This is a genomic window from Parabacteroides sp. Marseille-P3160 (assembly GCF_900162725.1).
Lineage (GTDB): Bacteria > Bacteroidota > Bacteroidia > Bacteroidales > Tannerellaceae > Marseille-P3160.
On record NZ_LT799418.1, the window covers coordinates 4,378,396 to 4,393,334 of the forward strand.

Consider the following 14,939-nt stretch of genomic DNA (forward strand, 5'->3'; position numbering starts at 1 on the left):
CTACTTTTGGAACAACCAAAGCCCAAAAACGATGTCAAGATTCATCAATCCGTTTACGGATGTAGGATTTAAAAAGATTTTCGGACAGGAGATCGATAAAGATTTGCTGATCGAATTCTTGAACGACTTGCTAGTAGGCGAAAAAGCGATCAAAGACATCACCTTCCTGGACAAGGAGCTCTTGCCCGAGTTCATGGGAGACCGGGGCGTGATTTACGACATCTACTGCACGACGGAGAAAGGAGAGCATTTCATCGTGGAAATGCAGAACCGCCAGCAGATCAACTTCCGGGAGCGCGCCTTGTTCTACCTTTCCCACACCGTCGCTCGTCAGGGCGAGAAAGGCATGGACTGGCAGTTCGGATTGAAAGCGGTATACGGTGTCTTCTTCATGAATTTCCGTCTGGAAGACATACCCCACAAGCTGCGGACGGATGTGATCCTGGCTGATCGCGAAACGAATGAACAATTCAGCGACAAGCTGCGTTTTATCTTTATAGAGCTTCCCTCCTTTACAAAGGAAGAGGAAGAATGCGAAACGGATTTCGAACGATGGATATATGTATTAAAGAATATGGAAACATTAAAGAGATTGCCTTTTAAGGCCCGCAAGTCGGTCTTCGAACGATTGGAGAAAATCGTGGACATAGCCTCTCTCACAAAGGAGGAACGGGAGAAATACGACGAAAGCATCAAGGTCTACCGCGACAACCTTGCCGTCCTCGGCTATGCCGAACAGAAAGGCCGTAAAGAAGGTGAAGCCAGAGGCCTTACAAAAGGCCGGGCGGAAGGTTTGAAAGAGACCCAATTGAAGATTGCCCGCAATCTGAAAGCAAAAGGCCTAGCGTCCGACCTTATATCCGAGGTCACTGGCCTTTCCGCCGGCGAAATCGAAAAGTTATAAACAAATAACGAAGTCTCTTTCCGGACTTCGCTATTTTTATAACTACCGTCTGTAACCCGTCCGTCATTTATATTCCCAACGCTTGAAATAAAAACCACGTTATATTCTGTTTGCCAATTAAAATGCCTACTTTTGGAACAACCAAAGCCCAAAAACGATGTCAAGATTCATCAATCCGTTTACGGATGTAGGATTTAAAAAGATTTTCGGACAGGAGATCAATAAAGATTTGCTGATTGAATTCTTGAACGACTTGCTAGTAGGCGAAAAAGCGATCAAAGACATCACCTTCCTGGACAAGGAGCTCTTGCCCGAGTTCATGGGAGACCGGGGCGTGATTTACGACATCTACTGCACGACGGAGAAAGGAGAGCATTTCATCGTGGAAATGCAGAACCGCCAGCAGATCAACTTCCGGGAGCGCGCCTTGTTCTACCTTTCCCACACCGTCGCTCGTCAGGGCGAGAAAGGCATGGACTGGCAGTTCGGATTGAAAGCGGTATACGGTGTCTTCTTCATGAATTTCCGTCTGGAAGACATACCCCACAAGCTGCGGACGGATGTGATCCTGGCTGATCGCGAAACGAATGAACAATTCAGCGACAAGCTGCGTTTTATCTTTATAGAGCTTCCCTCCTTTACAAAGGAAAAGGAAGAATGCGAAACGGATTTCGAACGATGGATATATGTATTAAAGAATATGGAAACATTAAAGAGATTGCCTTTTAAGGCCCGCAAGTCGGTCTTCGAACGATTGGAGAAAATCGTGGACATAGCCTCCCTCACGAAGGAGGAACGGGAGAAATACGACGAAAGCATCAAGGTCTACCGCGACAACCTTGCCGTCCTCGGCTATGCCGAACAGAAAGGCCGTAAAGAAGGCCGGACGGAGGGCTTGGAAGAGGCTGCCCGCAATCTGAAAGCGGAAGGCCTGCCGGTCGATCTCATTGCCCGGGCCACCGGCCTTTCCGCCGGTGAAATCGAAAAGTTATAAACAAATAGCGAAGTCTCTTTCCGGACTTCGCTATTTTTATAACTACCGTCTGTAATCCGTCCGTCATTTATATTCTCAACGCTTGAAATAAAAACCATTTTATATTCCGTTTGCCAACTAAAATGCCTACTTTTGGAACAACCAAAGCCCAAAAACGATGTCAAGATTCATCAATCCGTTTACGGATGTAGGATTTAAAAAGATTTTCGGACAGGAGATCAATAAAGATTTGCTGATTGAATTCTTNTGTTGCCAATACGGTTCTTTCTTCCGACCAGGCTACCATCTCCGTACCTAAGGGTGTGGTTGTAGTAGCCGTAGAAGGTGAAAAAGCTGTAAAAGCAGTGGTTAAGTAATTAATCAAATATATCTTATGGTAGGCGCCTTGCCCTTTCGGGGGTAAGGCGCTTCCTTTTTTAGATTAAAATAAAAACCACGTTATATTCCGTTTGCCAATTAAAATGCCTACTTTTGGAACAACCAAAGCCCAAAAACGATGTCAAGATTCATCAATCCGTTTACGGATGTAGGATTTAAAAAGATTTTCGGACAGGAGATCGATAAAGATTTGCTGATCGAATTCTTGAACGACTTGCTAGTAGGCGAAAAAGCGATCAAAGACATCACCTTCCTGGACAAGGAGCTCTTGCCCGAGTTCATGGGAGACCGGGGCGTGATTTACGACATCTACTGCACGACGGAGAAAGGAGAGCATTTCATCGTGGAAATGCAGAACCGCCAGCAGATCAACTTCCGGGAGCGCGCCTTGTTCTACCTTTCCCACACCGTCGCTCGTCAGGGCGAGAAAGGCATGGACTGGCAGTTCGGATTGAAAGCGGTATACGGTGTTTTCTTCATGAATTTCCGTCTGGAAGACATACCCCACAAGCTGCGGACGGATGTGATCCTGGCCGATCGCGAAACGAATGAACAATTCAGCGACAAGCTGCGTTTTATCTTTATAGAGCTTCCCTCCTTTACAAAGGAAAAGGAAGAATGCGAAACGGATTTCGAACGATGGATATATGTATTAAAGAATATGGAAACATTAAAGAGATTGCCTTTTAAGGCCCGCAAGTCGGTCTTCGAACGATTGGAGAAAATCGTGGACATAGCCTCCCTCACGAAGGAGGAACGGGAGAAATACGACGAAAGCATCAAGGTCTACCGCGACAACCTTGCCGTCCTCGGCTATGCCGAACAGAAAGGCCGTAAAGAAGGCCGGACGGAGGGCTTGGAAGAGGCTGCCCGCAATCTGAAAGCGGAAGGCCTGCCGGTCGATCTCATTGCCCGGGCCACCGGCCTTTCCGCCGGTGAAATCGAAAAGTTATAAACAAATAGCGAAGTCTCTTTCCGGACTTCGCTATTTTTATAACTACCGTCTGTAATCCGTCCGTCATTTATATTCTCAACGCTTGAAATAAAAACCATTTTATATTCCGTTTGCCAACTAAAATGCCTACTTTTGGAACAACCAAAGCCCAAAAACGATGTCAAGATTCATCAATCCGTTTACGGATGTAGGATTTAAAAAGATTTTCGGACAGGAGATCAATAAAGATTTGCTGATTGAATTCTTGAACGACTTGCTAGTAGGCGAAAAAGCGATCAAAGACATCACCTTCCTGGACAAGGAGCTCTTGCCCGAGTTCATGGGAGACCGGGGCGTGATTTACGACATCTACTGCACGACGGAGAAAGGAGAGCATTTCATCGTGGAAATGCAGAACCGCCAGCAGATCAACTTCCGGGAGCGCGCCTTGTTCTACCTTTCCCACACCGTCGCTCGTCAGGGCGAGAAAGGCATGGACTGGCAGTTCGGATTGAAAGCGGTATACGGTGTTTTCTTCATGAATTTCCGTCTGGAAGACATACCCCACAAGCTGCGGACGGATGTGATCCTGGCCGATCGCGAAACGAATGAACAATTCAGCGACAAGCTGCGTTTTATCTTTATAGAGCTTCCCTCCTTTACAAAGGAAAAGGAAGAATGCGAAACGGATTTCGAACGATGGATATATGTATTAAAGAATATGGAAACATTAAAGAGATTGCCTTTTAAGGCCCGCAAGTCGGTCTTCGAACGATTGGAGAAAATCGTGGACATAGCCTCCCTCACGAAGGAGGAACGGGAGAAATACGACGAAAGCATCAAGGTCTACCGCGACAACCTTGCCGTCCTCGGCTATGCCGAACAGAAAGGCCGTAAAGAAGGCCGGACGGAGGGCTTGGAAGAGGCTGCCCGCAATCTGAAAGCGGAAGGCCTGCCGGTCGATCTCATTGCCCGGGCCACCGGCCTTTCCGCCGGTGAAATCGAAAAGTTATAAACAAATAGCGAAGTCTCTTTCCGGACTTCGCTATTTTTATAACTACCGTCTGTAATCCGTCCGTCATTTATATTCTCAACGCTTGAAATAAAAACCATTTTATATTCCGTTTGCCAACTAAAATGCCTACTTTTGGAACAACCAAAGCCCAAAAACGATGTCAAGATTCATCAATCCGTTTACGGATGTAGGATTTAAAAAGATTTTCGGACAGGAGATCAATAAAGATTTGCTGATTGAATTCTTGAACGACTTGCTAGTAGGCGAAAAAGCGATCAAAGACATCACCTTCCTGGACAAGGAGCTCTTGCCCGAGTTCATGGGAGACCGGGGCGTGATTTACGACATCTACTGCACGACGGAGAAAGGAGAGCATTTCATCGTGGAAATGCAGAACCGCCAGCAGATCAACTTCCGGGAGCGCGCCTTGTTCTACCTTTCCCACACCGTCGCTCGTCAGGGCGAGAAAGGCATGGACTGGCAGTTCGGATTGAAAGCGGTATACGGTGTTTTCTTCATGAATTTCCGTCTGGAAGACATACCCCACAAGCTGCGGACGGATGTGATCCTGGCCGATCGCGAAACGAATGAACAATTCAGCGACAAGCTGCGTTTTATCTTTATAGAGCTTCCCTCCTTTACAAAGGAAAAGGAAGAATGCGAAACGGATTTCGAACGATGGATATATGTATTAAAGAATATGGAAACATTAAAGAGATTGCCTTTTAAGGCCCGCAAGTCGGTCTTCGAACGATTGGAGAAAATCGTGGACATAGCCTCCCTCACGAAGGAGGAACGGGAGAAATACGACGAAAGCATCAAGGTCTACCGCGACAACCTTGCCGTCCTCGGCTATGCCGAACAGAAAGGCCGTAAAGAAGGCCGGACGGAGGGCTTGGAAGAGGCTGCCCGCAATCTGAAAGCGGAAGGCCTGCCGGTCGATCTCATTGCCCGGGCCACCGGCCTTTCCGCCGGTGAAATCGAAAAGTTATAAACAAATAGCGAAGTCTCTTTCCGGACTTCGCTATTTTTATAACTACCGTCTGTAATCCGTCCGTCATTTATATTCTCAACGCTTGAAATAAAAACCATTTTATATTCCGTTTGCCAACTAAAATGCCTACTTTTGGAACAACCAAAGCCCAAAAACGATGTCAAGATTCATCAATCCGTTTACGGATGTAGGATTTAAAAAGATTTTCGGACAGGAGATCAATAAAGATTTGCTGATTGAATTCTTGAACGACTTGCTAGTAGGCGAAAAAGCGATCAAAGACATCACCTTCCTGGACAAGGAGCTCTTGCCCGAGTTCATGGGAGACCGGGGCGTGATTTACGACATCTACTGCACGACGGAGAAAGGAGAGCATTTCATCGTGGAAATGCAGAACCGCCAGCAGATCAACTTCCGGGAGCGCGCCTTGTTCTACCTTTCCCACACCGTCGCTCGTCAGGGCGAGAAAGGCATGGACTGGCAGTTCGGATTGAAAGCGGTATACGGTGTTTTCTTCATGAATTTCCGTCTGGAAGACATACCCCACAAGCTGCGGACGGATGTGATCCTGGCCGATCGCGAAACGAATGAACAATTCAGCGACAAGCTGCGTTTTATCTTTATAGAGCTTCCCTCCTTTACAAAGGAAAAGGAAGAATGCGAAACGGATTTCGAACGATGGATATATGTATTAAAGAATATGGAAACATTAAAGAGATTGCCTTTTAAGGCCCGCAAGTCGGTCTTCGAACGATTGGAGAAAATCGTGGACATAGCCTCTCTCACAAAGGAGGAACGGGAGAAATATGACGAAAGCATCAAGGTCTACCGCGACAACCTTGCCGTCCTCGGCTATGCCGAACAGAAAGGCCGTAAAGAAGGTGAAGCCAGAGGCCTTACAAAAGGCCGGGCGGAAGGTTTGAAAGAGACCCAATTGAAGATTGCCCGCAATCTGAAAGCAAAAGGCCTAGCGTCCGACCTTATATCCGAGGTCACTGGCCTTTCCGCCGGCGAAATCGAAAAGTTATAAACAAATAACGAAGTCTCTTTCCGGACTTCGCTATTTTTATAACTACCGTCTGTAACCCGTCCGTCATTTATATTCCCAACGCTTGAAATAAAAACCACGTTATATTCTGTTTGCCAATTAAAATGCCTACTTTTGGAACAACCAAAGCCCAAAAACGATGTCAAGATTCATCAATCCGTTTACGGATGTAGGATTTAAAAAGATTTTCGGACAGGAGATCAATAAAGATTTGCTGATTGAATTCTTGAACGACTTGCTAGTAGGCGAAAAAGCGATCAAAGACATCACCTTCCTGGACAAGGAGCTCTTGCCCGAGTTCATGGGAGACCGGGGCGTGATTTACGACATCTACTGCACGACGGAGAAAGGAGAGCATTTCATCGTGGAAATGCAGAACCGCCAGCAGATCAACTTCCGGGAGCGCGCCTTGTTCTACCTTTCCCACACCGTCGCTCGTCAGGGCGAGAAAGGCATGGACTGGCAGTTCGGATTGAAAGCGGTATACGGTGTCTTCTTCATGAATTTCCGTCTGGAAGACATACCCCACAAGCTGCGGACGGATGTGATCCTGGCCGATCGCGAAACGAATGAACAATTCAGCGACAAGCTGCGTTTTATCTTTATAGAGCTTCCCTCCTTTACAAAGGAAAAGGAAGAATGCGAAACGGATTTCGAACGATGGATATATGTATTAAAGAATATGGAAACATTAAAGAGATTGCCTTTTAAGGCCCGCAAGTCGGTCTTCGAACGATTGGAGAAAATCGTGGACATAGCCTCCCTCACGAAGGAGGAACGGGAGAAATACGACGAAAGCATCAAGGTCTACCGCGACAACCTTGCCGTCCTCGGCTATGCCGAACAGAAAGGCCGTAAAGAAGGCCGGACGGAGGGCTTGGAAGAGGCTGCCCGCAATCTGAAAGCGGAAGGCCTGCCGGTCGATCTCATTGCCCGGGCCACCGGCCTTTCCGCCGGTGAAATCGAAAAGTTATAAACAAATAGCGAAGTCTCTTTCCGGACTTCGCTATTTTTATAACTACCGTCTGTAATCCGTCCGTCATTTATATTCTCAACGCTTGAAATAAAAACCATTTTATATTCCGTTTGCCAACTAAAATGCCTACTTTTGGAACAACCAAAGCCCAAAAACGATGTCAAGATTCATCAATCCGTTTACGGATGTAGGATTTAAAAAGATTTTCGGACAGGAGATCAATAAAGATTTGCTGATTGAATTCTTGAACGACTTGCTAGTAGGCGAAAAAGCGATCAAAGACATCACCTTCCTGGACAAGGAGCTCTTGCCCGAGTTCATGGGAGACCGGGGCGTGATTTACGACATCTACTGCACGACGGAGAAAGGAGAGCATTTCATCGTGGAAATGCAGAACCGCCAGCAGATCAACTTCCGGGAGCGCGCCTTGTTCTACCTTTCCCACACCGTCGCTCGTCAGGGCGAGAAAGGCATGGACTGGCAGTTCGGATTGAAAGCGGTATACGGTGTCTTCTTCATGAATTTCCGTCTGGAAGACATACCCCACAAGCTGCGGACGGATGTGATCCTGGCCGATCGCGAAACGAATGAACAATTCAGCGACAAGCTGCGTTTTATCTTTATAGAGCTTCCCTCCTTTACAAAGGAAAAGGAAGAATGCGAAACGGATTTCGAACGATGGATATATGTATTAAAGAATATGGAAACATTAAAGAGATTGCCTTTTAAGGCCCGCAAGTCGGTCTTCGAACGATTGGAGAAAATCGTGGACATAGCCTCCCTCACGAAGGAGGAACGGGAGAAATACGACGAAAGCATCAAGGTCTACCGCGACAACCTTGCCGTCCTCGGCTATGCCGAACAGAAAGGCCGTAAAGAAGGCCGGACGGAGGGCTTGGAAGAGGCTGCCCGCAATCTGAAAGCGGAAGGCCTGCCGGTCGATCTCATTGCCCGGGCCACCGGCCTTTCCGCCGGTGAAATCGAAAAGTTATAAACAAATAGCGAAGTCTCTTTCCGGACTTCGCTATTTTTATAACTACCGTCTGTAATCCGTCCGTCATTTATATTCTCAACGCTTGAAATAAAAACCATTTTATATTCCGTTTGCCAACTAAAATGCCTACTTTTGGAACAACCAAAGCCCAAAAACGATGTCAAGATTCATCAATCCGTTTACGGATGTAGGATTTAAAAAGATTTTCGGACAGGAGATCAATAAAGATTTGCTGATTGAATTCTTGAACGACTTGCTAGTAGGCGAAAAAGCGATCAAAGACATCACCTTCCTGGACAAGGAGCTCTTACCCGAGTTCATGGGAGACCGGGGCGTGATTTACGACATCTACTGCACGACGGAGGAAGGAGAGCATTTCATCGTGGAAATGCAGAACCGCCAGCAGATCAACTTCCGGGAGCGCGCCTTGTTCTACCTTTCCCACACCGTCGCTCGTCAGGGCGAGAAAGGCATGGACTGGCAGTTCGGATTGAAAGCGGTATACGGTGTCTTCTTCATGAATTTCCGTCTGGAAGACATACCCCACAAGCTGCGGACGGATGTGATCCTGGCCGATCGCGAAACGAATGAACAATTCAGCGACAAGCTGCGTTTTATCTTTATAGAGCTTCCCTCCTTTACAAAGGAAAAGGAAGAATGCGAAACGGATTTCGAACGATGGATATATGTATTAAAGAATATGGAAACATTAAAGAGATTGCCTTTTAAGGCCCGCAAGTCGGTCTTCGAACGATTGGAGAAAATCGTGGACATAGCCTCCCTCACGAAGGAGGAACGGGAGAAATACGACGAAAGCATCAAGGTCTACCGCGACAACCTTGCCGTCCTCGGCTATGCCGAACAGAAAGGCCGTAAAGAAGGCCGGACGGAGGGCTTGGAAGAGGCTGCCCGCAATCTGAAAGCGGAAGGCCTGCCGGTCGATCTCATTGCCCGGGCCACCGGCCTTTCCGCCGGTGAAATCGAAAAGTTATAAACAAATAGCGAAGTCTCTTTCCGGACTTCGCTATTTTTATAACTACCGTCTGTAATCCGTCCGTCATTTATATTCTCAACGCTTGAAATAAAAACCATTTTATATTCCGTTTGCCAACTAAAATGCCTACTTTTGGAACAACCAAAGCCCAAAAACGATGTCAAGATTCATCAATCCGTTTACGGATGTAGGATTTAAAAAGATTTTCGGACAGGAGATCAATAAAGATTTGCTGATTGAATTCTTGAACGACTTGCTAGTAGGCGAAAAAGCGATCAAAGACATCACCTTCCTGGACAAGGAGCTCTTGCCCGAGTTCATGGGAGACCGGGGCGTGATTTACGACATCTACTGCACGACGGAGAAAGGAGAGCATTTCATCGTGGAAATGCAGAACCGCCAGCAGATCAACTTCCGGGAGCGCGCCTTGTTCTACCTTTCCCACACCGTCGCTCGTCAGGGCGAGAAAGGCATGGACTGGCAGTTCGGATTGAAAGCGGTATACGGTGTCTTCTTCATGAATTTCCGTCTGGAAGACATACCCCACAAGCTGCGGACGGATGTGATCCTGGCCGATCGCGAAACGAATGAACAATTCAGCGACAAGCTGCGTTTTATCTTTATAGAGCTTCCCTCCTTTACAAAGGAAAAGGAAGAATGCGAAACGGATTTCGAACGATGGATATATGTATTAAAGAATATGGAAACATTAAAGAGATTGCCTTTTAAGGCCCGCAAGTCGGTCTTCGAACGATTGGAGAAAATCGTGGACATCGCCTCTCTCACAAAGGAGGAACGGGAGAAATATGACGAAAGCATCAAGGTCTACCGTGACAACCTTGCCATCCTCAGCTATGCCGAACAGAAAGGCCGTAAAGAAGGCGAAGCCAGAGGCCTTGCAAAAGGCCGGACGGAGGGCTTGGAAGAGGTTGCCCGCAATCTGAAAGCAGAAGGCCTGCCGGTCGATCTCATTGCCCGGACCACCGGCCTTTCCGCCGGTGAAATCGAAAAGTTATAAACAAATAGCGAAGTCTTTTTCCGGACTTCGCTATTTTTATAACTACCGTCTATAATCCGTCCGTCATTTATATTCCCAACGCTTACTCCTGTTTAAATATCTTTTCTTTTCAGCACCTCCATCATTTTTTACGATATGCGGATAACGAGAACGTTTTTTATGGGAGAAGACAAAAACGCATTCCAAGCCTCGCGGCTTTTGGAGAAGTTTGATTACATTTGCATAACAGATTAAAGATGACAAAACGTAATGGAGCATAAACAAACGCATCGCGGACTAAACCGCGAACAGGTAGAAGAAAGTCGAAGGATATATGGAGAAAATATCTTGACTCCACCTGAAAAAACCAGCCTTTGGACTTTATTCCTGGAAAAGTTTCAAGATCCTATTATCCGCATTCTATTAGTAGCTTGGTTCCTATCGATGATTATCGCCGGCGTACATTGTTGGGGGCCGGAAGCGAAAGGATTCAGCGCCTTCCTGGAACCGATCGGTATCTTTTTTGCCATTATTCTGGCAAGTGGTGTAGGGTTCGCTTTTGAGGTGAAAGCGAACCGCGCTTTTAACGTATTAAATACGGTTAGTGACGATACGCCGGTAAAAGTGATCCGCGACGGTTCGATTACCGAAATAACCAAACGGGAAGTCGTCGTCGGCGACTGGGTCGTGCTGGAGACCGGCGAAGAGGTGCCCGCCGACGGGAAACTGATTGAAGCCGTATCCATGCAAATCAACGAATCCACCCTGACTGGCGAACCGGTTGTTGACAAAACCATTCATGAAGCCGACTTTGATCCGGATGCGACCTATCCCTCCAACGAAGTGATGAGAGGTACGACCGTAGTCGACGGCCACGGGGTTATGATCGTGGAAAAAATAGGAGACGCCACTGGCTACGGAAAAGTGTATGAAGGTTCGCAGATAGACAATAACATCGATACACCCTTGCAAATCCAACTAAAGGGATTGGCCGGAGTAATTAGTAAGGCAGGCTACACCATCGCAGCTATTACTTTTATCGCCTTGCTCACTCGGGCGGTGATGGCTTCGACAGGATTATCCTGGATGGATCTGGCAGGAGAGATACTTAATATCTTTATGATTGCAGTCACCCTGATTGTGGTCTCCGTACCCGAAGGGCTGCCGATGAGTGTTACGCTGAGTCTGGCATTGAGCATGAACCGGATGCTGAAAACAAACAACCTGGTGCGCAAGATGCACGCCTGCGAGACGATGGGCGCTACGACTGTTATCTGTACGGACAAGACCGGTACGCTAACCCAAAACCAGATGCAGGTCTACCGCACGAATTTTTATAATCTTCCTGACCAAAAGCTAGGTAATGATGATTTAAGCAACTTGATCAAAGAGGGTATCTCCGTCAATTCGACCGCCTTCTTACAAAAATCGGAGGACGGAAAGGTGAAAACGATGGGAAATCCGACCGAAGCGGCTTTACTGCTCTGGCTGAATAGCCAGGGTCAGGATTATCTGGAGCTCCGGCAGGAGGCCGAAGTCCTGGATCAACTGACATTCTCCACCGAACGCAAATATATGGCGACGCTGGTTCAGTCACCCTTGCTGGCCAAAAAGGTACTATATGTTAAAGGAGCACCTGAAATTGTCCTCAAAAACAGCAAACGGGTGGCTACCGGAGGCGGTTACCAAACGGTAGAAACCAGTCGGGCGGAGATTGAAAAACAACTGCTCGACTACCAGAACCAGGCAATGCGTACGCTGGGATTCGCCTACCAGATCGTGGAAGAGGGCGAGGACACAGCTTTCTTTACCGAAGGACGGCTAAGAAATACGACCGACCTCACTTATCTTGGCATCGTGGCGATCTCCGACCCTGTGCGCACCGATGTGCCGGCCGCCGTCCAGAGCTGTTTGAATGCCGGTATCGATGTAAAAATAGTCACGGGAGACACACCCGGTACGGCAAGGGAAATTGCGCGCCAGATCGGCATCTGGAAACCGGAATATACGGAACGGAATATCATTACCGGCCCCGGATTTGAGGCCTTGAGCGACAAAGAAGCGCTCGACCGGGTGCTCGACCTGAAGATCATGTGCCGCGCCCGCCCGACGGACAAACAACGGTTGGTAAAACTCTTACAGAAGCGGGATCAGGTGGTAGCGGTCACCGGTGACGGCACCAACGACGCCCCTGCCCTGAAAGCCGCACAGGTGGGGCTTAGCATGGGAGACGGCACTTCGGTTGCTAAGGAAGCCAGCGATATCACGATCCTCGACAACTCTTTCAGCAGCATCACCCGCGCTGTCATGTGGGGACGTTCGCTCTATCAAAACATACAAAAGTTTCTCTTATTCCAGTTGACCATCAATGTCTCTGCCTGCCTGATCGTGTTGATCGGCTCCCTGATCGGAACGGAATCGCCGCTGACCATCACGCAGATGTTATGGGTAAACCTCATTATGGATACTTTCGCAGCGGCGGCGCTCGCATCGCTTCCTCCCCACGAGAAGGTAATGCGGTACAAACCCCGTAAAAGCGGCCCGAAAGGCGATTTCATCATTAGCAAACGAATGGCATACAATATCTTCGGAGCCGGCATCTTTTTTGTTGTCATCCTGATTGGATTCCTGTATTACATCAACAATCCGGAACATCTGAACCAATATTTCAGCTACATCCCGGAAGGAGAACGGCATGCCTATTCCCTCTCCTACTTCTTTACAGGATTCGTCTTCATTCAATTCTGGAATATATTTAACGCCAAGGCGTTCGGAGATACCCAATCGGCTTTGGCCGAGTTCTCCACAAGCCGGACATTCCTGGTTGTCGCCCTGTTAATCTTGGTAGGCCAATATCTGATCGTCACCTTCGGAGGAGAAATGTTCAATGTTGTTCCTTTGACATGGAACGACTGGGGTGTCTTATTAGCCGGTACCTCGTTGATCCTCTGGGTAGGAGAGATCGATCGCCTATTTCGGAAATGGAATAAAAAATAAATGAAAAACCGGCGTTGCCGGAAAAGAAAAATCACGCCGGTGAAACATCTGTATGTTTCGTTGGCGTGATTTATTTATAAAAGTTTGATTAGTTAATGCTCGCTTTATCTAAAAGGCCTTTAATTAATAAAAAATGATTATCTGCAAAACATACTGATTTCCTATACGCAGGAGATATTCCGTCTGCATAGACCCGCAGATGGCGGAGGCATACATTTCCGGAACGACAAAACAATTCCATTCGAGAAGCTGTTCATACAGAAAAAGGTAAAATTGCGAAGAAGGCTTGTTGAAAACTTTTTGTAGAATATCTTTAGAAAACAAAAGATAAAAGTGTGGAAATGTGTAATTTTACCCCCTTAAAAGCAAGATTGTTTTCCATCGGGAAAAACAGTCTTGTTCAGACACACAGGTTTAAATATGAGTGAGAAAGAAATTGACTATCATATACCGGTTTTATTACAGGAAAGTCTGGCGGGACTTGCCATACAGCCTTCCGGCGTTTACGTAGACGTAACCTTCGGAGGAGGAGGACATTCCCGTGGCATTCTGGAACGTCTGGGGCCGGAAGGGAAACTTTTCGGGTTCGACCAAGATGCCGATGCCGAGAAGAATATACCTGAAGACAGCCGATTTACTTTCGTTAGAGGCAATTTCCGTTTTTTACAGAATTACCTGCATTATTATGGAATAAAGGACGACGGCATAGAAGGAGTCCTGGCAGATTTAGGAGTATCCTCCCATCATTTTGATGACCGGGAACGTGGTTTCTCTTTCCGCTTTGACGGTTCCCTGAATATGCGGATGAATAACCGGGCGGGGAAAACGGCGGCGGACATACTAAACACTTACACAGAAACGGCTTTGGCCGATGTCTTCTACCTATACGGGGAACTGAAATCAGCAAGAAAGCTGGCTTCGGCAGTTGTCTCTGCACGAAATGCCTCTTCTTTCACCACAAGCAACGATCTGATAGAGGCCGCCAAACCTTTTACCGGCAAAGAAAAAGAAAAAAAATTCCTGGCACAAGTTTTCCAAGCGCTCCGCATCGAAGTGAATGACGAAATGCGCGCCCTGCGTGAAATGCTTCAACAGGCGCTGCAGGTGCTGAAACCGGGGGGGCGGTTGGTCGTCATTACCTATCACTCCCTGGAAGACCGATTGGTGAAAAACTTCATTAAAACCGGGAACTTCGAAGGTAAAAGCGAGCAAGATTTCTACGGAAACTTCCTGACTCCCTTTCGCTCCATAAATAATAAGGTAATAATCCCGGCAGATGAGGAAATAGAGAGAAATCCACGTTCCCGAAGCGCCAAGCTGCGGATTGCGGAAAAGAAGTAAAAAAGAAAGAGATGGCGGACGAAACACGACAACAGAAAAAGACGAAAAGGAAGAAGGAAAAGCGCTTCTCCCCCCTTTATATCTTAGGCGGAGGCATCTTGAAAGAGGATTTTATCGTCAGGCATACCCGCATGATCGTACTGGTCGTTATCCTTATCTTCTTTTTTATCGGGAACCGATATACCTGCATGCAAAAGCTAAGGGAAATCGACCGTCTGCAACAGCAACTGAGAGATATCAAATTCGAACATTTATCCATTTCTTCGGAACTGACTGGCAACAGCAGGCCGTCCCAGATTGAACAATTAATAGAAGAACAAGGCATTGAATTGGAGGGGGCCAAGACGCCTCCCTACCAACTGCATAAGTAAAA

At 47.2% G+C, this 14,939-nt stretch carries 13 protein-coding genes and 1 pseudogene; all 14 read left to right on the plus strand.

Translation table 11 applies throughout. From position 1 onward, the window contains the following. Positions 1–31: 31 nt before the first annotated feature. The 14 genes and pseudogenes from BQ8014_RS17520 (at position 32) to BQ8014_RS17590 (ending at position 14,937) form a co-directional block, all read left to right on the plus strand. Positions 32–904, plus strand: coding sequence for an Rpn family recombination-promoting nuclease/putative transposase (locus BQ8014_RS17520; protein ID WP_080905485.1), 873 nt, complete (start codon positions 32–34; stop codon positions 902–904). A 157-nt stretch (positions 905–1,061) separates the two neighbouring features. After that, positions 1,062–1,898 (plus strand): Rpn family recombination-promoting nuclease/putative transposase, encoded by an 837-nt coding sequence (locus BQ8014_RS17525; RefSeq protein ID WP_080905486.1) that lies wholly within the window; start codon positions 1,062–1,064, stop codon positions 1,896–1,898. 236 nt (positions 1,899–2,134) lie between these two features. Further along, positions 2,135–2,254 (plus strand): annotated as a pseudogene (locus BQ8014_RS19825) (DUF6383 domain-containing protein); the annotation flags it as partial. 140 nt (positions 2,255–2,394) lie between these two features. Continuing rightward, positions 2,395–3,231 (plus strand): Rpn family recombination-promoting nuclease/putative transposase, encoded by an 837-nt coding sequence (locus tag BQ8014_RS17530; protein WP_080905487.1) that lies wholly within the window; start codon positions 2,395–2,397, stop codon positions 3,229–3,231. Between the two features lie 157 nt (positions 3,232–3,388). Next, complete coding sequence (locus BQ8014_RS17535) at positions 3,389–4,225, plus strand: Rpn family recombination-promoting nuclease/putative transposase (RefSeq protein WP_080905486.1); 837 nt, start codon at positions 3,389–3,391, stop codon at positions 4,223–4,225. Between the two features lie 157 nt (positions 4,226–4,382). After that, positions 4,383–5,219, plus strand: coding sequence for an Rpn family recombination-promoting nuclease/putative transposase (locus tag BQ8014_RS17540; RefSeq protein WP_080905486.1), 837 nt, complete (start codon positions 4,383–4,385; stop codon positions 5,217–5,219). A gap of 157 nt (positions 5,220–5,376) precedes the next feature. Further along, on the plus strand, positions 5,377–6,249 hold the full coding sequence (locus tag BQ8014_RS17545; RefSeq protein WP_080905488.1) for an Rpn family recombination-promoting nuclease/putative transposase: 873 nt from the start codon (positions 5,377–5,379) through the stop codon (positions 6,247–6,249). Positions 6,250–6,406: 157 nt separating this feature from the next. Further along, on the plus strand, positions 6,407–7,243 hold the full coding sequence (locus BQ8014_RS17550) for an Rpn family recombination-promoting nuclease/putative transposase (protein ID WP_080905486.1): 837 nt from the start codon (positions 6,407–6,409) through the stop codon (positions 7,241–7,243). Between the two features lie 157 nt (positions 7,244–7,400). After that, entirely contained in the window at positions 7,401–8,237 is an 837-nt protein-coding gene (locus BQ8014_RS17555; protein WP_080905486.1) for an Rpn family recombination-promoting nuclease/putative transposase, read from the plus strand. Positions 8,238–8,394: 157 nt separating this feature from the next. Next, complete coding sequence (locus tag BQ8014_RS17560) at positions 8,395–9,231, plus strand: Rpn family recombination-promoting nuclease/putative transposase (protein WP_080905489.1); 837 nt, start codon at positions 8,395–8,397, stop codon at positions 9,229–9,231. Between the two features lie 157 nt (positions 9,232–9,388). Then, entirely contained in the window at positions 9,389–10,249 is an 861-nt protein-coding gene (locus BQ8014_RS17565; RefSeq protein ID WP_080905490.1) for an Rpn family recombination-promoting nuclease/putative transposase, read from the plus strand. A 249-nt stretch (positions 10,250–10,498) separates the two neighbouring features. Next, entirely contained in the window at positions 10,499–13,225 is a 2,727-nt protein-coding gene (locus BQ8014_RS17575; protein ID WP_080905492.1) for a calcium-translocating P-type ATPase, PMCA-type, read from the plus strand. Between the two features lie 420 nt (positions 13,226–13,645). Next, on the plus strand, positions 13,646–14,566 hold the full coding sequence (rsmH, locus tag BQ8014_RS17585) for a 16S rRNA (cytosine(1402)-N(4))-methyltransferase RsmH (RefSeq protein ID WP_080905494.1): 921 nt from the start codon (positions 13,646–13,648) through the stop codon (positions 14,564–14,566). 11 nt (positions 14,567–14,577) lie between these two features. Next, positions 14,578–14,937, plus strand: coding sequence for an FtsL-like putative cell division protein (locus tag BQ8014_RS17590; RefSeq protein ID WP_080905495.1), 360 nt, complete (start codon positions 14,578–14,580; stop codon positions 14,935–14,937). The last annotated feature ends 2 nt before the right edge of the window (positions 14,938–14,939 follow it).